Annotated in this window: 19 protein-coding genes; 4 read left to right on the top strand and 15 right to left on the bottom strand. The window is 46.6% G+C overall.

Annotated features, from left to right (window positions below; translation table 11 throughout):
* Positions 1–126: 126 nt before the first annotated feature.
* From T3H97_RS04185 to T3H97_RS04175, 3 genes are all read right to left on the bottom strand, one after another.
* Positions 127–1,008 (bottom strand): diacylglycerol kinase, encoded by an 882-nt coding sequence (locus tag T3H97_RS04185; protein WP_013308843.1) that lies wholly within the window; start codon positions 1,006–1,008, stop codon positions 127–129.
* Positions 1,009–1,181: 173 nt separating this feature from the next.
* Positions 1,182–1,970: a sirohydrochlorin chelatase gene (locus tag T3H97_RS04180; protein ID WP_328801765.1), complete on the bottom strand. Its 789-nt coding sequence runs from the start codon at positions 1,968–1,970 to the stop codon at positions 1,182–1,184.
* The gene (locus T3H97_RS04175) at positions 1,970–2,260 is read right to left on the bottom strand and encodes a YerC/YecD family TrpR-related protein (protein WP_007428885.1); all 291 of its coding nucleotides are present in this window, start codon (positions 2,258–2,260) and stop codon (positions 1,970–1,972) included. Before T3H97_RS04175 ends, T3H97_RS04180 begins: the two co-directional genes overlap by 1 nt.
* A 226-nt stretch (positions 2,261–2,486) precedes the next feature.
* On the opposite strand from T3H97_RS04175, the gene T3H97_RS04170 reads away from it, so the two are divergent.
* Entirely contained in the window at positions 2,487–3,002 is a 516-nt protein-coding gene (locus tag T3H97_RS04170) for a hypothetical protein (protein WP_029517119.1), read from the top strand.
* Between the two features lie 6 nt (positions 3,003–3,008).
* Here the strand turns inward: T3H97_RS04170 and corA are convergent, their stop codons facing one another.
* The 3 genes from corA to T3H97_RS04155 all read right to left on the bottom strand — a co-directional run bounded on the left by corA (position 3,009) and on the right by T3H97_RS04155 (position 6,710).
* Positions 3,009–3,968: a magnesium/cobalt transporter CorA gene (gene corA / locus T3H97_RS04165; protein WP_328801764.1), complete on the bottom strand. Its 960-nt coding sequence runs from the start codon at positions 3,966–3,968 to the stop codon at positions 3,009–3,011.
* Between the two features lie 572 nt (positions 3,969–4,540).
* The gene (locus tag T3H97_RS04160; RefSeq protein WP_029517121.1) at positions 4,541–5,269 is read right to left on the bottom strand and encodes an amino acid ABC transporter ATP-binding protein; all 729 of its coding nucleotides are present in this window, start codon (positions 5,267–5,269) and stop codon (positions 4,541–4,543) included.
* The gene (locus tag T3H97_RS04155; protein ID WP_023987086.1) at positions 5,262–6,710 is read right to left on the bottom strand and encodes an amino acid ABC transporter substrate-binding protein/permease; all 1,449 of its coding nucleotides are present in this window, start codon (positions 6,708–6,710) and stop codon (positions 5,262–5,264) included. Before T3H97_RS04155 ends, T3H97_RS04160 begins: the two co-directional genes overlap by 8 nt.
* A 63-nt stretch (positions 6,711–6,773) precedes the next feature.
* Between T3H97_RS04155 and T3H97_RS04150 the strand changes: the two genes are divergently transcribed.
* On the top strand, positions 6,774–6,917 hold the full coding sequence (locus T3H97_RS04150) for a hypothetical protein (protein WP_167686464.1): 144 nt from the start codon (positions 6,774–6,776) through the stop codon (positions 6,915–6,917).
* Positions 6,918–6,949: 32 nt separating this feature from the next.
* Here the strand turns inward: T3H97_RS04150 and T3H97_RS04145 are convergent, their stop codons facing one another.
* From T3H97_RS04145 to T3H97_RS04135, 3 genes are all read right to left on the bottom strand, one after another.
* Positions 6,950–7,939, bottom strand: coding sequence for an inorganic phosphate transporter (locus T3H97_RS04145; protein ID WP_039272398.1), 990 nt, complete (start codon positions 7,937–7,939; stop codon positions 6,950–6,952).
* Between the two features lie 14 nt (positions 7,940–7,953).
* Positions 7,954–8,568, bottom strand: coding sequence for a DUF47 domain-containing protein (locus tag T3H97_RS04140; RefSeq protein ID WP_007428879.1), 615 nt, complete (start codon positions 8,566–8,568; stop codon positions 7,954–7,956).
* 188 nt (positions 8,569–8,756) lie between these two features.
* Positions 8,757–9,851 carry a DUF3048 domain-containing protein gene (locus T3H97_RS04135; RefSeq protein WP_328801763.1) on the bottom strand — a complete coding sequence of 365 codons (1,095 nt, stop codon included), beginning with the start codon at positions 9,849–9,851 and terminating at the stop codon, positions 8,757–8,759.
* Positions 9,852–10,100: 249 nt separating this feature from the next.
* Here T3H97_RS04135 and T3H97_RS04130 point away from each other — a divergent pair, with 249 nt between their 5' ends.
* Positions 10,101–10,619 (top strand): DoxX family membrane protein, encoded by a 519-nt coding sequence (locus T3H97_RS04130; RefSeq protein WP_250243235.1) that lies wholly within the window; start codon positions 10,101–10,103, stop codon positions 10,617–10,619.
* 102 nt (positions 10,620–10,721) lie between these two features.
* Here T3H97_RS04130 and T3H97_RS04125 read toward each other — a convergent pair whose 3' ends face one another.
* From T3H97_RS04125 to T3H97_RS04115, 3 genes are all read right to left on the bottom strand, one after another.
* The gene (locus tag T3H97_RS04125; protein WP_250243234.1) at positions 10,722–11,513 is read right to left on the bottom strand and encodes a dioxygenase family protein; all 792 of its coding nucleotides are present in this window, start codon (positions 11,511–11,513) and stop codon (positions 10,722–10,724) included.
* A 92-nt stretch (positions 11,514–11,605) separates the two neighbouring features.
* Complete coding sequence (locus tag T3H97_RS04120) at positions 11,606–12,430, bottom strand: alpha/beta hydrolase (protein ID WP_068938549.1); 825 nt, start codon at positions 12,428–12,430, stop codon at positions 11,606–11,608.
* 271 nt (positions 12,431–12,701) lie between these two features.
* Positions 12,702–13,001: a hypothetical protein gene (locus T3H97_RS04115; RefSeq protein WP_103049904.1), complete on the bottom strand. Its 300-nt coding sequence runs from the start codon at positions 12,999–13,001 to the stop codon at positions 12,702–12,704.
* A gap of 197 nt (positions 13,002–13,198) precedes the next feature.
* Between T3H97_RS04115 and T3H97_RS04110 the strand changes: the two genes are divergently transcribed.
* Entirely contained in the window at positions 13,199–13,630 is a 432-nt protein-coding gene (locus T3H97_RS04110; protein WP_025721189.1) for a hypothetical protein, read from the top strand.
* 161 nt (positions 13,631–13,791) lie between these two features.
* Here the strand turns inward: T3H97_RS04110 and T3H97_RS04105 are convergent, their stop codons facing one another.
* The 3 genes from T3H97_RS04105 to T3H97_RS04095 all read right to left on the bottom strand — a co-directional run bounded on the left by T3H97_RS04105 (position 13,792) and on the right by T3H97_RS04095 (position 16,913).
* A complete protein-coding gene (locus tag T3H97_RS04105; protein WP_328801762.1) occupies positions 13,792–14,739 on the bottom strand; it encodes an ABC transporter substrate-binding protein in 948 nt (315 codons plus the stop codon).
* A gap of 129 nt (positions 14,740–14,868) precedes the next feature.
* Entirely contained in the window at positions 14,869–15,894 is a 1,026-nt protein-coding gene (locus T3H97_RS04100; RefSeq protein WP_328801761.1) for a FecCD family ABC transporter permease, read from the bottom strand.
* Positions 15,894–16,913, bottom strand: a complete 1,020-nt coding sequence (locus T3H97_RS04095) for a FecCD family ABC transporter permease (protein WP_411722735.1) — start codon at positions 16,911–16,913, stop codon at positions 15,894–15,896. The genes T3H97_RS04100 and T3H97_RS04095 overlap by 1 nt, the downstream gene beginning before the upstream one ends.
* Positions 16,914–17,024: the final 111 nt, after the last annotated feature.

Below are 17,024 nucleotides of genomic sequence, written 5' to 3'. Positions count from 1 at the left end.
AAAATGCCGTTACTCCCTACGGAGAACGGCAAGAACCAATATGTTCACAAAAACAACTACCTACTCTTCACTCCATATACTATATTGCGTTGCCGCCCGGAAGCAGAAGTATTTCCTCATCATTCCTCACCGGAAAACATTCAAATGATGCGGCAGATTCCGGAACGTCGCTGGCAAGGTGCCCCCCAGTTCGCCATCCAGATTAAGCTGGACGTAGCCCGGTGAGGTCACTTCCATGTAATCTGTTTTAAAATAAACAATCTTTTTGTCCTGCAAATGCTCACCACGCAGCGCAAGTGTTACCAATCGGATCATTTCCGCCAGATTACATTTCCGTACAGCGATGACGTCGAGCAGTCCATCATCTATTGTCGCCCCGGGAGCAAGCTTTTCAAACCCGCCCACCGAATTCGTATTCGCAATCAGGAAGAGCATAAACTCGTCGTGAATCACTTCCTGACCCGATGCCTTGATGATCAGCTCCTGTGGAGCAAGGCTGACCATCTTCTCCATACCTTTAAAATAATACGCCAACTGGCCAATCATCGTTTTTAGCTTGCTCGGAACTTCATACGTAAGCTCGGTTAAAGTCCCCCCGCCTGCAATGTTGATAAAGTAGCGGTCGTTCGCTTTTCCGATATCCAGTGGCTTCGGATTTTGACGAATAACGAGGTCGCAATAATCCTCCCAGTGCTTGGGGATGCCCAGTGCTCTGGCGAAATCATTCGTCGTCCCCAGAGGAAACACACCTAGGGGCGGGCGGTTTTCTCTTTCAGCCATCCCGTTAATGACCTCATACAATGTACCGTCGCCACCAGCGGCGATAATCATGTCATACCCACGCTCAATGGCCTCTATTGCGGCACGTGTTGCGTCCCCTTCACCCGTAGTTGCATGGCAAGAGGCTTCAATACCCCCTTCATCCAGGCGCTGCAAAACATCCGCAAGACGACGCTTCATTTCCTCACGCCCAGAGGTCGGATTATAGATTAATCTAGCTCTTTTCATTCCGTTACGCCACCCGTATATTTAATGATATTTATATTCACATCGCAGTTCATCACATTCAGTCTGTACAAAATATCATCATACTGGAAAAAGACCTCTTTTACAATAAAAGAAGCCAGACTTTGCCCAAATAAGGAAATTTAAGGCTAAGATGACGCTATAGCCGAACCAGACTACCTATGACTTGACCTTGCTTGCTTCTGCACACTTTGCAATAATTCACGAATTTGTCTATCCATCCAGCTTGTGAGTAAAGGATGCGGTAATAAGGGGTCTCCTGAATAACGGTATTCGAGTCCCTGCAAGCGTTTAGGAATCATACGACTTGTAAAATATCCCGAACTCAAAAATAGCGGTGCCACAATAACATCATGACCCCGCTCCTGATTCCAATACGCTGCCTTGTCGTACACACTCTCGGGATTTAGCAAAGCGTGGTCCGTGATGATACCGCTCACGCTTTGCACCGTACGGGCGAGCGAAGAAATCCCCTGCTCCCAGCGCTGAAAAAAGCCGTTGTGTACACTGCCGTGACCTACGAGTAAAATAACCTCTCTCGCAGGGTCGGCTGATAGCGGGCGAACCTTGTCCCACACCATGCGGGCAACATCTTCTCCGTCATCCAGCGGGCTGCCAAAATGCACTTGCGCCTTCAGTTGAAACGGCTCCAAATCTGTTTCTTTGTCCGGCGCATCTTTGACACCCAGCGCATAGCTAATCTCATCTACATGCGTACTGCCTGATGACACAAACAAAGGTATAACCAATATATCTGTTACACCCAAGGCTTCCAAACGGTCAATACCATCTTGAATCAATCTTTCTTTAACCGTTTCCAAAAATGAAACCTCTACCGGTATTTCCTCCGGCAATTGAAGCTTTGCAACTGCCTGATCCACCTGTTCCACCCAATATGGCTCCCTAGAGCCATGGCTGATTACCAGTATCCCAGGGCTCCGCATTAGCGTCCCAGACGTTCCAGAGTCATTTTATACCCGTCATTACCATAGTTCAGACAACGTTTAACACGTGAAATGGTAGCTGTACTGGCCCCTGTCTCTGCTTCAATCTGATTATATGTGCTGCCTTTGCCTAGCATACGGGCAACCTCTAGACGTTGGGAGAGGGATTGAATTTCATTAATCGTGCACAGATCATCAAAAAATACATAGCACTCTTCCAAATTTTTAAGAGTTAAAATAGCTTCGAACAATTGATCAATACTTTTATCATTAAGCTTTTTAAGCTGCATGGATTATCATCTCCCAAGGTTACGATCTCTCCTCATTGTACCCGAGGAATAGTCGGTTTTTCAAGCATTAACGGTTTCACGCATTACAGAACAACATTATGACCATAGAAACGTACCGTACGAATGCCCAAATCCGCTTTTATACCTGATTTCGGGACACGCGCCTAAACCCACTGTGCGTTTGTAACATACAGTAGAGTATCAACCTGCAAAGGAATGTGATCTCATGCCTGGACATTACTATCATCGGAGAACGCAAACGCGTTCCATTTCCGATCCGTATAGTTCAACTCCCTATCCTGGACTCGATCCATACAGCGAGGTTCCACAAGTCGATTCCTCCGCACTGGTTCCTTACGAGGCGCCAGCGAGTATAACAGACTCTGCCGTGGTTACACCAGACCCCGCCCCTGCCAAAGGAGGACTGCTTGGCGGCCTTGGCAATCTTGGTAATCTCAACGATATTAAAGGTATTATTGACCGTATGGGCGGTATTGACGGGATTGTTGCTACGGTCGGCAAGGTACAAAAGATCATGTCTAGCGTGCAGCAATTTGCTCCGATGGCAAAACTGATTATGGGCTCGCTCCCAGCATTCAACAAAAACGCAAGCAAAAAATCTACAACACAAATTACTGAGGAACTGGATGAATATACACCACCACGCCGACGCCGAAAAAAGACACAGCGCAAAAGTACCACTACCCCGCGCAGACGTCCGCGCAAACGCACAAGAAAGTAGACTATACTATTTGAACCAGCCTCGGCGCATAAACCAGACCACCATTGCAACACTCAACAAAAACATGAAGAACAGTACGCCAAAATATCCATATTTCCAGCCCAACTCGGGCATATACGAAAAATTCATACCATAGATTCCTGCAATCAGCGTCAAGGGCATAAAAACGGTCGTAATCACGGTCAGCGTCTTCATAATTGAATTCATGCGATTGGAATTGAGCGATATATAACTGTCCCTCAGGTCGGCTGTCATCTCGCGGTCGGCCTCCAGCATGTCTGTCAGCTTCAATAAATGATCATATATATCGGTAAAATAAGCCATATGATCTCCTTGGCCCTGCACATGCTGCGAATTCAAAACTCGGTACATCAGATCACGCATGGGTACGATGGTACGGCGTAGCTTGAGCAGCCTGCCACGCAGGTCAAACACCTGCTTCATTAATTCCTCTACGGATTCGCGACCGCCCAAGCCCTCCAGCTCGGCCAATTCATCCTCAATCATAAAAAGGCTCGGAAAATAGTTATCTACCAGCTTGTCCATCACCGTGTAGGCTGCAGACAGCGGTCCTCGCGACCATATTTTGCGTTCATTCGCATGCTGGACAATCCGCTCCCAGGCTTGATCCAGCTCCTCTAACTCATGATGGTGATATGTAACCAAAAAACGACTGCTAATAAACATATCCACTTCTTCCGCAGCTAACGTATCTACATCAAGCGCATGCACGACCAGAAACTGCACATCCTCGTAATAATCCAATTTGGGACGTTGCAGAACATGCATACAATCCTCCACAGCCAATGGGTGAAAATGAAAATAACTCGTCAGCAGCTCCGTCTCGCGATCTGTAGGCTCGCTAAAATCTACCCACATCCATATGTAATCCTCCATGACGATCTGATCCAATGGTTTTCCCACTGTTACCTGATGATCATGGCCTATAGCCAAAGTACGTATCACCGTACGTCCCCCTCGCTTACACTTCCGTCTGATATGTTATTTATATTTTATATAAGCCAATCAGCATTATACAAATCTCAAGTCCTGTATTCCTTTTAATAAAGAAAAGGATATCTCCGGGCCAACATGCCTCCCAAGATATCCTTTATCCTCGTGCAGAGCAGTTCTTATCTTCAAAGCAAGCCTTCCACTTACGAAAATAAGCATCATAAAAGAAAAATCACTCACGTTCATTAAAGATGCACACGAAAAGCCACTAAGCGGTCGGATGCTTACCTCGCTATATCCCCCTCGGCGCAGCAAGCAAAGCGCTGCGCCAATTCCTTCTGCCTATACCCACCCATTTAAAATGGGGCAGGCTTTTGCGAAGAAAGGAGCGCTCAGCAAGTAGTAGCGGAGCGCTCCATTTGAATCTGGAGAAGCGGAGCGTTCGCCTTTGCCCCTGAATTTTCACCTTATAAGGTCTTTTATAATCGAAAAAATTCAAGGGCAACAGCGATCGAAAGATCAAATGGAACGCGGAGCGGTCTCACACGACGTCCTCACCTGCACTCACGGCAAACCTTGCCCACTTACAATACTTTTTCCAAGAAACTAATGGTCCGCTCGTTTTTCGGATTACCAAATACCTCTTGTGGCGTTCCTTCTTCTACGATGTAACCACCGTCCATAAACACAACACGGTCGCTTACTTCGCGTGCAAAACCCATCTCATGCGTTACGATCATCATCGTCATGCCTTCGCGAGCCAGATCATTCATTACACCCAGCACTTCTCCAACCATTTCAGGATCAAGCGCCGAGGTCGGCTCGTCGAACAGCATAATGTCCGGATTCATTGCCAGCGCACGTGCAATCGCCACACGCTGCTTCTGACCGCCGGAAAGCTGTCCTGGCAGTGCATCTGCCTTATCGGCCAAACCTACACGATCCAGCAGCTTCATAGCCGTTTCTCGGGCCTCTGCCTTGGACTGTTTACCCAGTTCAGTCGGCGCGAACATAATGTTCTTGAGCACGGTCATATGCGGAAACAGATTAAAGTGTTGAAATACCATACCTATATTTTCACGGACTTTGTTAATATCCACGTTTTTGTCACTCAAGTTGTAGTCATCGACAATGACCTCACCTGCGGTAATTTCTTCAAGCATGTTCATACAACGCAAAAACGTACTTTTTCCCGAACCAGAGGGGCCAATGACACACACAACCTCGCCTTCACGTACTTGCATGTCGATGCCCTTTAGCACTTGATTACTACCATAGCTTTTTTTCAGGTTTTTAACGATAATTTTACCCACGGCGAACTCTCCCTTCAAGACGGTTGGAAATTTTGGTCAGGACTGTAATGACGATAAGATACATCACCGCTACTACCAGCCAAATATCAAAGGATTGGAATGTCCGCGCAATAATGATCTTACCCGATTGGGTCAACTCGACCAGACCGATAACAGACAAAATGGACGTATCCTTCAACGTAATAACCAACTGATTGATAAACGACGGGATCATGATTTTCACAGCTTGTGGCAAAATGATTTTAAGCATAGCCGTCCGATAGGGTAGACCAAGCGAACGAGCTGCTTCCATTTGTCCCGGATCAATGGACTGAATACCACCACGGATAATCTCAGTTACATACGCACCCGCATTCAGGGATAACGTCAGTACAGCCGCAACAAAAAGCGGCATTTTGAAATCCAGTGCCTGTGGAATACCAAAGTAAATAAAGAAAGCAAGCACGATCAGCGGAATACCGCGGAATATATCGACGAAAACAGTTGCAATACCACGAAACACCTTGTTATGGCTTACTTTCATAAAGCCAAACACCAACCCTAAGATAAAGGCTACGAGTAAAGATACAAGTGTGTACAGCAACGTATTTCCCATGCCCTTAATCAGCGAAGGCAGCGACGCGGAAATCAGTCCCCAGCGGCTGGTCTCTACAGGCGCCACACCTTTGCCCGATTCGCCAAGGTATTTAGCCAAAATTTTATCGTATTCCCCGCTATTGCGCAGATTAACAAGCCCTGCATTAAATTTTTCCAGCAACTCCTGGTTCTTGCCTTGGTTAACAGCAAACCCGTAAGAAGCACCTTTTTCCTTATCTGTTACCAGCTTAAGGCCGTTATTCTGGTTTACACCATATGCCAGTACCGGATAGTCATCAAAGCAGGCAACCGAATTACCTGTTTTAACTTCATCATACATTTGAGAAGAATCATCGAACGGAACTGTAGTAAAGCCGTATTTGGCCTTAATCGATTCTGCGAATGTGTAACCTTCCGTTCCTGTTTTGACAGCGACACGCTGCCCTTTCAAGTCCTCATAGCGTTTAACCGTATCATTATCCTTGCGGACCGCCATGACGACGCCTGAATCAAAATAAGGCTCGGAAAAATCAAATTTCCGCTTACGTTCATCGGTAATACTCATCCCGGCAATGACACCATCCACTTGATTCGTTTCAAGGGCCTGCACTGCCGCATTAAAGCCAAGAGGCTTAATGGTATATTCAAAATTCTGATCCTTGGCAATAGCTGCCAGCAAATCCATGTCGATTCCGACAAATTTACCATCTACATCTTCAAACTCAAAAGGCGCGAACGTTGTATCCGTGCCGATATCATACTTTGTTTTATTTTCTGCATGTGCCACTACTCCGAAATTACCGGCCAGGGCAACCACAAAAAACAAACAAATCATGAGTGCTATTAGTTTTCTAGATTTTTGCATAATTTCCTCCAGTCAGTTGAACGGTTCAAAGTTTTCTGTTTATTCTACAGGAGTTATTAAAAATTGACTACTTTGATGTCAGGTATTTTTGAAAAACGTTTCATGGAACTATCTGGAGGTGTAAACTTTGAAGAAGCCGTTTTGCCCCAGAATGCCAATAAGCCCCTGCCGCAAAAAGCGGACGGAAGCTTATTGTGTATTCTATAGTGTGTACCTATTTTTCAAGAAATAATAATGAACTAGAAAAGAATTTTGAAAATCAATCCAGATAACAGCGCCGCAATCGGTATCGTTATCACCCAAGTAATAATAATTCGACCGGCCAGCGACCAACGCACAGCGGAAAAACGCTTCGCAGAACCCACACCCAAAATAGCCGAAGTAATGGCATGAGTGGTACTTACGGGCAAATGAAGCAATGTAGCTGTGAAAATAACAGAGGCTCCCGAAATGTCGGCTGCGAATCCGTTAATTGGCTCGATTTTAAAAATCTTGGTTCCCATCGTCTTGATGATTTTCCAGCCCCCGATAGATGTACCCAGCGCCATGGCTGTTGCGGCTGAAATTTTTACCCACATGGGTACTTCCAAATGGTCCTGATACCCCGCCGAAACGAGTGCGAATGTAATGATCCCCATCGCCTTTTGAGCATCATTCGTACCATGCGTGAACGACTGAAGCGCTGCCGTAATGACCTGCATTGTACGAAACCCTTTGTTTACCGTATGCGGACTACGACGAGCGAAGATGTATTTTAAAATTATCATCACGATGTAACCGACAACAAAAGCAATCAACGGGGAGAAAATAAGTCCTTCGACAATCCCGATGAAGCCGCTCCAGTTTAATTTATCCGATCCCGCACCTACATACACCGCTCCAGCCAATGCACCAATTAGTGCATGAGAAGAGGATGAAGGAATACCGAACCACCAGGTTAAGAGGTTCCAGATAATCGCAGCGATCAGCGTCGCAATGACGATATCAATTCCATTCGTAAGCTTGGTTGGATCAGCGACACTTCCACCAATGGTCTTCGCAACGCCTGTAAACAATATTGCCCCGAGAAAGTTCATGACCGCAGCCATAATAATCGCACGTCGCGGGGTCAATGCACGGGTCGATACCGAAGTTGCAATCGCGTTCGCCGTATCATGAAAACCATTAATAAAATCAAATGCCAGAGCAAGAAAAATAACAATACCCAATACCAGTAAACTTGTATCCATGTAAAAGGACTCCCTTACGAGTTACGCATAATGATGGATTCCAGCATATTTGCAACATCCTCGCATGAATCCGTTGTCGTTTCAAGGCGTTCGTACAATTCTTTGCGTTTAATCAGTTCAATAGGGTCAGTTACAGTTGCAAACAGGTTTTTGATGCAAATACGCAACAATTCATCCCCCTGATTTTCCAAATCATTCAGGCGAATAGTGTATTCACGTATGGCCAGCAATTTTTTCTGTGAAAGCAAATGTACAGCTTTCTGAATTTCGTAAGCTGATTGACGCAGAATATCAGCGAACTGCACAATATACTCGTCCGGCTCCGTAATGTTGTACATATAAAAACGGGAAGCCGTCGCTTCAAGACCGTCCAACACATCATCCATGGTTGTTGTCAGTTCCATGATGTCGTCGCGTTCCAACGGCGTAATGAAGGTCTTGTTCAGCTCAGTAATAATCGTGTGTGTGTAATCATCACACTTATTTTCATACTTCTTCATTTCATTTGTAAACAAAGTCACATCTTGAAGATTTGAAGTATGTTGGGCAAAATAATCGGCTGCTTGCACGATCGTATCTGCCATATTTTCCAACGTCTCGAAGAATATATCCTTTTTCTTCAATCTCATAACGATTACCCCTTTACGAAAATATCCGCAACCTGTTTCGACTGCAATAGACAACCTTTGCTATCTTATCACACTCATCAATGTTTTTGTAATGTTTGTAAAAGCAAATTTCATGACATACGTATACAGTGCCCGACATGGAAGGTCATTATCCGACAATTTTTTCCTAAAAAGGTGTATTTCGTTTTCTAATTTGCTTCTATGGTTACATGTTCCTTTAGTGAAGTATCTGCAGGTACCACATGTATATAGGATGTACCTGGCGTTAACGGGATTTCAACCCCATTTTTCATAAAACGAATCGCATCGCCTGGTGTATGCTGCCACTCAGCCTGTATTAACTGTCCTTGTTGAAACACCATGGCCTCTCCGCTACCGTCCAGCTCAACACTTAATCTGCCTACATCATCCAGCGTTCGATGTCTAGCGCTCATTACAATAACATTGGCTGCTGAGAGCTGTTGGTTATTATTTTGATCCACATGTGACTTTTCGTTCACAAAACGCTTATATTGTTGATTTGCTGGATCATAGGTATAAGATACCCGATAGCTTTTAAGCAAAAACCGGATTTGTAAAGATGCTGCTGTCTCGTCCACCATAACTGGGGTTTCACCGGATTTAAGGTAAGAATATACTGGAACGTCCGTCTGCTTGGCATACCCTTTACTATCGCTTCCTTTGCGCACTCTGTTCACGTCTGTGTATAAATTATGTGGAGGACGACGATCTTTGCTTCGCCAGAAGTAAGCCCCTCCATTTGAAATCTCATCCAGATGTTCCTTCCGCTGCTGCTGTAAAATCGCATAGGCATCTGTGCTTCCCCCTGCGTGTATCGGCAACGCACCATAGGTTTCGCCCAGCTCAATCAAATACGGCCGAATGCTACGGACCGGTCCGATCTTTACATCTCCGCCATGACTTTGGAAAAAAGCGACCAGACGTGTAATCCCGCCTTCTGCAAGAACTTCATATACCATGTCTGCTTGGCTAAGTCCTGCCTGTGGACGTGCAGCCGGAGCATTATTGATCATGACAGCGAGCGGTCGCTCCAAAACTGGCTGCTCCACCGGAAGACCGGTGAGCGGAGCTGTAAATGCCGGAATAGACTGCTCCTTCGGCGGTTCAAGTGCCTCCTTCTCTGTTTCTTGCTTGGTCAGTTGGGGAACGGATTCAGATTCACCCGTATTGGACATAGCAGAACAAGACATCAGCGTCATGCATAACAGAGCTGAGGCCATCACACGAAACCAATGATTTCGTTGGGAAATGGGCCCGGACAAGTTCATCCCTCCACTTAGTTATTTTTCTCATTATAAGCTTTATTTCCTGTTTTTGTCTTGATTGAAGCATGACCACTCTATAGAATACTTATCTGAAGACATTAAAATTTAAAAAATATTTAGACTTTGTGATTTTTATCACAAATAACTGTAACTGAACCTACTACAATAAAGGTGTAGCAAAGATGATCATCCCCAACAAAATGAAATACAACCAACATTATAGATTAAGAAAGAGGAGTGGTTTGAATGTTTAACAGCTGGTTACGTGAAAACAAAGTCGCAATGTGGTTGCTGACTGTAGTACGGGTTTATCTAGGGTATGAATGGATGACCCACGGACTTGAAAAGCTGACAGGTGGATTCGATGCAGGCGGATTTATCTCGGGGGCCATTGCTAAAACAGGTGGAGACCATCCCGCTGTACAAGGCTGGTGGGGATCGTTCCTGGAAGCCTTTGCCCTGCCAAATGTAGGTTTGTTCAACGTCCTGATCCCATTGGGTGAGTTCTTGGTCGGGGTTGGCCTGCTTCTCGGTACATTGACTACACTGGCTGCTTTGATGGCCATGGTTATGAACTTCTCGTTCCTGTTCTCGGGTACAGTAAGTACCAATGCAATCTACCTGCTGTTTGAAATCTTCCTTGTAGTTGCTGGTGCAAATGCCGGAAGAATTGGCTTTGACCGTTGGGTACTGCCCCTCCTGCGTGGACTGTTTGGTAAAAATAAAGATACCTTTCCAGCGGACCCTAGTCGAAAAATAGCTTAAACTGGCTAAAAAGAACGTGCCTTCTAATTAATTGAAGACGCAAAATACACAAAAGAACTTCCATTCCCACACCATGTGGATTCGGAAGTTCTTTTTTTACATTTACGTATCACTTTCTTGACCAAAAGCCCAACAATTGAGACTTAACGAGCCAAGGACATACGATTGAAAAAGCTTACGCGCGGAGCGCTCATGATCCGCAGCCCCCATCGCATAAAACAAAGGTGAAAAATGCTCTATTCCATAAGAAGGTACCGCCTGTTTGGCATATGGAGCCTTCTTGTCATATTGGAATAGGTGACGCAAATTCCAGTCTTGAAGCTGCTGTGCAATCCAGTCATCATATTGAACGGCCCAATCAGCTGGCTCACTCGTCTGCTTGAGTGTCCGCAAGTTGTGGACCAATCCACCGCTACCGATAATCAAAATCCCTTGTTCTCGCAACGGCGCCAACATCCGTCCAATCTCGTATTGCTCCTGGGGAGCGCGCCGAGAATCAATGGATAAGGGTACGACCGGTATGTCCGCATCAGGATATATATGCCGCAAAACCACCCATGCTCCATGATCCAGTCCTCGGTTCCGAACCGGCTGGTGGAACAAGTTATGCTGACTGAACAGATGCTCTATCTCCTCATACAGCTTTGGATCGCCTGGTGCAGGGTAATCGATTGAGTACATTTCTTCGGGAAAGCCATAGAAATCGTGCAACGCTGCATGCTGATCATCCGCGCCAATACATTGATCGGGGCTATCCCAATGTGCGGAAAAAATGACAATTCCTTTGGGTCGGGGCAGGCTCGCGCCCAGCTTTGCAAGAAAGCTGGTATATGCGTTATTTTCTACAGCCAGTGTCGGTGAACCATGCGCAACAAAAATTGAGGGTAATGTCATCGCTGCCAACCTCCACACGCCAGTATAGTGTTACTCTTCCATTTTACTCCGGCGGAGGCGCAATTTCCAATACAATCCGTTACACACTGAAATCAGATCATCCAGTGCTGCCAATCCCGTTGAATATTTTCCTGTTCATCCAGCCATTCAAGTGTTCGATCAATCAGCCGTTGCCGCTCTTTACCTGACGAGAAAGTGTGATCTCCCTGGAAAATAATCTCTTTATCACAGCGTCCCTCTGGACGCATCCAGAATATCTTTTGAAACAGAAATGCATAATCCACAGGAATAATATCATCCGAGGTGCCATGAACAACGAGCACATCTCCGTTAAATTTAACGGCCTCCTGGAACGGCTGAAATTGAGCTAACGACTCAAAATAAGCAGGCGTAAACTTATAGCCCAAATAGTCGGCATGACCGGTTTTAACAGACTCATCGTACACGCTTCGCTCCGTAATTTTGACGATGTCGTTGAACGGATAGCCCACTGCTGACCAAAGAACCAGATTTTGTACTCTCTTGTCCCGTACGGCTGTGAGAAGGGCAACTGCGCCCCCCAGACTGTGACCGATCAGCGTCACCTTGGTCGGGTCAATGTCCGCGCAATTGACGGCGTAATCCAACACGGTACGTGTCTGATTAATCATGGACTCAAGCCCCTGCTTGCCGTATTCACCTGTGCTCTCCCCACAACCGGCAAAATCAAAGCGCAGGACAAAGTATCCCCCTTCGGCCAGTTCACGCGCAGTCTTGACGAATAATCGATCTACGCCGATACGATTGCCTACAAAACCGTGACATATAACAACGAGAGGAACCCTTCTCTGACGATCTCCCTCATTTGTACGGTTTGGATAATGAATTGTTGCGGCCAGTTCTTCATGTTCAAAGCGAATTCCAATTTGCCGTTCCATCCTGATTCCCCCTGTTTCAAGCTTCACTACACATTTATGAAATCAAACTCATATAGTAACGTGGAATATCCATCCAGGACATTCATTCACTTTAATTCCGATAAGTTTAATAAGTATTATAGTAAAGTCAGTCTATCATTGCCCTGCTTCCTTGTCAACCTGTCAGTTCACATCGTTAAAAAAGTAAACAAATAGCGCTCCCCGATGCGATTCCGGAGAACGCTATACTACACTTATTAGAGTGAATCCACTACATTAAAGTAGACATTCGTTATTCGTAGCTGTTCCTAAACATTTGGTGGGTCTCCGTTCGTCCCTCCCACTCCAGCTTACAAGAGGCACCGTTGTGTTCATCCTCATGCCACAGGCTGCGGTAGTTCTGTGCACCCAGTTCACCCGCAAATTCTGTATCCTCAGCCACTTCGATATCGTCCAGTATACGGTACGTTGGAGATGATCTCTGAACGCTCCGGTGACTCACATTTGTAGACGAGGCCACCCCGCTATTCCCGTTCGAAGCGTTTGCCAGTCGTTTTTGGACTGAATAATCTGCCTGGTTCTCCAGTTTCATGATGCCACACCCTCTTAACGTTTATATTCAGGTTGCTCTATGTGCTCACCCTGTATCCAGTTTGAGGAGAATGCAGCGGTAATATACATTTTATAGATAAAGTCTTTTGCCATCCGACGCTTCCTCACGTATACTGTCTTTGTTACGAAATGGCGGTTCCATCAGCCCGGGATACGCTCATAAAGCAGGAGGAAGAAATGAATAAAGCAAAAAATTATACGCTTATTGCATGGATTGCCTTGTCTATGTTTTTTTTGACACAGGCAATTATCGGATGGTTTGTCACCTTTACAGGCGGGGATATCAGACCCTTTGAAAAAATCAGCCTATCCACCCTTATCATCATCGCCGCAGGAGCCATTCTACTCGTTGAAGCCCTGATGAATTTTATGGACCGTCCCGAAGAAGGCGAGGAGACACAACAGCCAGACCATGCCCCTGTAAAGCCCCAGATGAATCTTAAATCCATCTTGATGTATGTTGTGCTAGTTGTCGTGATTCTTGTCGCCGGACTAGCGCTGCGCAGTGTACTGCCGGTATTCAGGATCTCCCCTTGGGTAAATTTAATTCTCGCCGCCATCGGCTTTATTGGACTCAAACCGATTTTTCTGCGTAAAAAACGTTCATAGCCCGCAATTCTCATTATATGGAGCTGCCTCATTTTGGATCATAGCAGCTCCTTTTCATTTCGATCAGGCAACCGACTTACAGCTTGGGTGTGCGCCAAAAAGCCGTATTCCTGGCCTGCAAGAAGCTGCAAGGGGGAATACGGCTTGATATACTTTAGAACTTATTTGGAAAATAGTTGTTCTGCATTATCCAGAGCAATTTTATGTCCCATCGCGGAATAGTCCAGCCAAGGCTGTCCGTCCAACATGTAGACATGCCCTTGCTTCACCGCTTTGAGACCTTGCCATACTGTATTTCCTTCCAGCTGTTTGTATACCTTTTGGGCATCCGCGCCTTTACTGATGATAACAAGGATCGCATCGGCATCATAATCCGGTAAAACCTCTTGGGAAACAACCTGATAAGCCTTATTGATCTTTTCTACACCCTTGGCTGGCTTTAAACCCAAGTCCTGATACAACAGCGGTCCTACGGGACGCTTCATCCCCATAACACGAACCTCTTTCGCCGTCACACGTACAGCCATAACCGTTCCGTCCCCAATTTTTGAATGAATCAGCTTTTTGACTCGTTCCTTCTGTGTATCATAATCTTTTAGAAATGCGTCTGCCTGTGCTTCATGTTTGACCATAACGGCTATTTTTTTCAATTGATCCTTCCATGTGCCTTCATCCAGATCAAAAACTTCGATCGGCGCAATTTTTTCAAACTTGGCCACATCGGTTCCCGAATATTTTTTGTCCAAGAAAATATGATCAGGTTGAAGTTCCAATACCGCTTCCATATCCGGGTCTGTGACAACACCTAGCTTACGGGTACTTTGAAGACGATCTTTTACATGGGGAAGAAAATCCTTCACATCTCCACCAATGACCGAACCAGCCGGAGTAATGCCCAATGCCAGCAGGTTGTTCGTCAAATGAATAGACATCGAAGCAATACGCGAATCCGCACTAATGGTTGTCTGCGCACTGCCAGCCGCTTTCGTATCGGTAGCCTGTTTGTCGGCTGCTTGTCCGCAAGCGGACAGCATGATCATGCATACAACAAGAGTTGTGACTACCCATGAACGTTTAAAACCTGAACCCTCAAATTTGTGCTTTCTCATGATTACTCTCTCCTATGCTACAGAAACTCTACATTATAATGATCAATATAGAAGGCTTCTGCTTAGTTATTAAATTCAGCGGCTTGTATCATTTGCATCATATGATTTCATATGTACCTATTCCTTCTGTCATTTTGTTCGGGACAGCAGGAATAAAAAATACGGAGCTCCTACCACAGCAACCACCACACCTGCGGGAATCGCATTCGGCTGAAACACCGAACGCCCAATCGTGTCGGCGGTGACCAGAATGACGACCCCGACCAAACAGGCTACTGGCAGCAAATGCTGGTACATCGGCCCAACCAGACGGCGAGCCAGATGAGGTGCAATCAGCCCAATAAAACCGATGCCTCCGGCCATGGATACGCTGGCACTGGATAGAGCCACGGCTGCGCCCAGCAGTAATAGGCGCTGGCGCTTCACACTTGTGCCGATTCCAGCTGCGGTCTCGTCGCCCAACGACAGATTGTTCAGACTACGCGTCTGCGACAGAACGAAGGGTAAAACAATGACTATCCAAGGCAGCAAAGACGCTGCATGTATCCAGTCCCGGCCCCAAACACTGCCAGCCAACCAACGTGCAGTAAATGCGTACGTATCTTCATCCAGCCGCAACGACCAATACAGCGTTATGGCGCTAAGGCCCGATGCTACACCGATGCCGGACAAAATCAGACGCACGGGCACGATTCCTCTGCTGCGACTATAGGACAACAAAACAATCAGCACCGCCGCAATGACACCTCCTGCAAAGGTAAACAAGGGGATTAGCACAGCTGCCGATCCGTCCAAGTCGCGAAAAAAGCTAACGAACATCACCAGTCCCAACGCAGCCCCTGCGTGAAGCCCCAGAACTCCAGGGTCAGCGAGCGCGTTTCGTGACAAACCTTGCATGACCGCTCCGGCTGCGCCCAGACCCGCTCCAGCCAGCACCGTTACAGCAATACGAGGCAGACGATACTCGAACAGAACGATATGATCACGTCCACTGCCACCACCAAACAACGTATCCAGCACACGTAGCGGTGGAATACGAATCGTTCCGGTATTCAAACCCAAAACAAGGACGACAAAGCTGATCCCCGCCAATACCAAACAAACGAGCCAAGCCCTTGTCGTCCTTGTATCCCCGGTCCCTAAAGAGCGTCTCACTATAAGTCCCTCCTTTCCTTACGGGCGAGAAAGAGGAAAAAGGGTACTCCGATAAAAGACACCATAATTCCGATAGCTAGCTCCTCTGGCGGATTTGCCATTCTCGCTCCCAAATCTGCCAGCACCAGTAACACGGCTCCCAATAACGCAGACAGCGGCACGATCTGGCGATAATCCACACCGATTAGCTTGCGAGCGATATGTGGGATAACCAAACCTACAAAGCTGATGGCTCCGGCAGCCGATACAGAGAGTCCGGCCAGTACCACTACAGTCAGCAGACCCAAAAGCCGGATACGCCTGAGATTCAACCCAAGGTTTAATGCCACCTCATCGCCCATCGAAATCAGCGAAATGGAACGTGCCAGCCCCATAGACCAGGCGATCACAGTAAGTAAAATCGGTGCAAGGATCTCAAGCTGCGACCATTTAATCCCGGCTACACCACCCGCATACCAGAAGGCTAAATCCTGACTTAGATCAAAATAAATCGCAATCCCCGAAGTCATGGAACCTAACAAGGCAGCCGTCACAGCTCCAGACACCGTCAATCTCATAGGTGTCAATCCTCCCGGTGCAGATGCTCCCAGACCAAATACTAGTAAGGTACTCATCAGCGCCCCCAGGAACGACAATACAATTAACGTCCCATAAGGTAGATTGGGGAAAAAGGCAAAACTCACAGCAACTACAAACATCGCTCCTGCGTTAATGCCCAGCACACCTGTATCTCCCAGCGGGTTGCGTGTAATACCCTGAATCAGAGAGCCTGCCACCGCCAGCGCAGCTCCAATAACAGCTGCACCCAGTACACGCGGTAATCTCAGCTCGTGAATGATCTGATGTGTCATCAGCGAACGATCATAATGAAATACTGCCGACCACACGGTCTTTACGGTCAGGTCCTTGGCTCCGAGAGAAATGGCGGCGAATATGGCCAAAGCCAACAATACAGCCGAAGCTGTGAACAACAACGCCTGCCGAATCCTACCCGCTCGAAGCACTGGGCGTGCTGTTATGACTACTTCAGGAACTGCCCTCTCTGTCAGAGCTGTATGTTTGTCCATGCTGTCTTTAGACTGCATTTGGTGAGGTCACTCCCTCCGTACCTGAAAATCATCACGTCTCTC

The sequence above is a fragment of the Paenibacillus sp. LX16 genome (genome assembly GCF_036252815.1).
GTDB lineage: Bacteria > Bacillota > Bacilli > Paenibacillales > Paenibacillaceae > Paenibacillus > Paenibacillus polymyxa_B.
This window is presented reverse-complemented; position numbering and strand designations above follow the sequence as displayed.

Coding starts and splice junctions, on each gene's coding strand:
- T3H97_RS04110 (WP_025721189.1), top strand. CDS start 13,199: ATGAATAAAGCAAAAAATTATACGCTTATTGCATGGATTGCCTTGTCT.
- T3H97_RS04170 (WP_029517119.1), top strand. CDS start 2,487: ATGCCTGGACATTACTATCATCGGAGAACGCAAACGCGTTCCATTTCC.
- T3H97_RS04155 (WP_023987086.1), bottom strand. CDS start 6,710: ATGCAAAAATCTAGAAAACTAATAGCACTCATGATTTGTTTGTTTTTT.
- T3H97_RS04175 (WP_007428885.1), bottom strand. CDS start 2,260: ATGCAGCTTAAAAAGCTTAATGATAAAAGTATTGATCAATTGTTCGAA.
- T3H97_RS04130 (WP_250243235.1), top strand. CDS start 10,101: ATGTTTAACAGCTGGTTACGTGAAAACAAAGTCGCAATGTGGTTGCTG.
- T3H97_RS04180 (WP_328801765.1), bottom strand. CDS start 1,970: ATGCGGAGCCCTGGGATACTGGTAATCAGCCATGGCTCTAGGGAGCCA.
- T3H97_RS04125 (WP_250243234.1), bottom strand. CDS start 11,513: ATGACATTACCCTCAATTTTTGTTGCGCATGGTTCACCGACACTGGCT.
- T3H97_RS04140 (WP_007428879.1), bottom strand. CDS start 8,568: ATGAGATTGAAGAAAAAGGATATATTCTTCGAGACGTTGGAAAATATG.
- T3H97_RS04145 (WP_039272398.1), bottom strand. CDS start 7,939: ATGGATACAAGTTTACTGGTATTGGGTATTGTTATTTTTCTTGCTCTG.
- T3H97_RS04120 (WP_068938549.1), bottom strand. CDS start 12,430: ATGGAACGGCAAATTGGAATTCGCTTTGAACATGAAGAACTGGCCGCA.
- T3H97_RS04105 (WP_328801762.1), bottom strand. CDS start 14,739: ATGAGAAAGCACAAATTTGAGGGTTCAGGTTTTAAACGTTCATGGGTA.
- T3H97_RS04185 (WP_013308843.1), bottom strand. CDS start 1,008: ATGAAAAGAGCTAGATTAATCTATAATCCGACCTCTGGGCGTGAGGAA.
- T3H97_RS04115 (WP_103049904.1), bottom strand. CDS start 13,001: ATGAAACTGGAGAACCAGGCAGATTATTCAGTCCAAAAACGACTGGCA.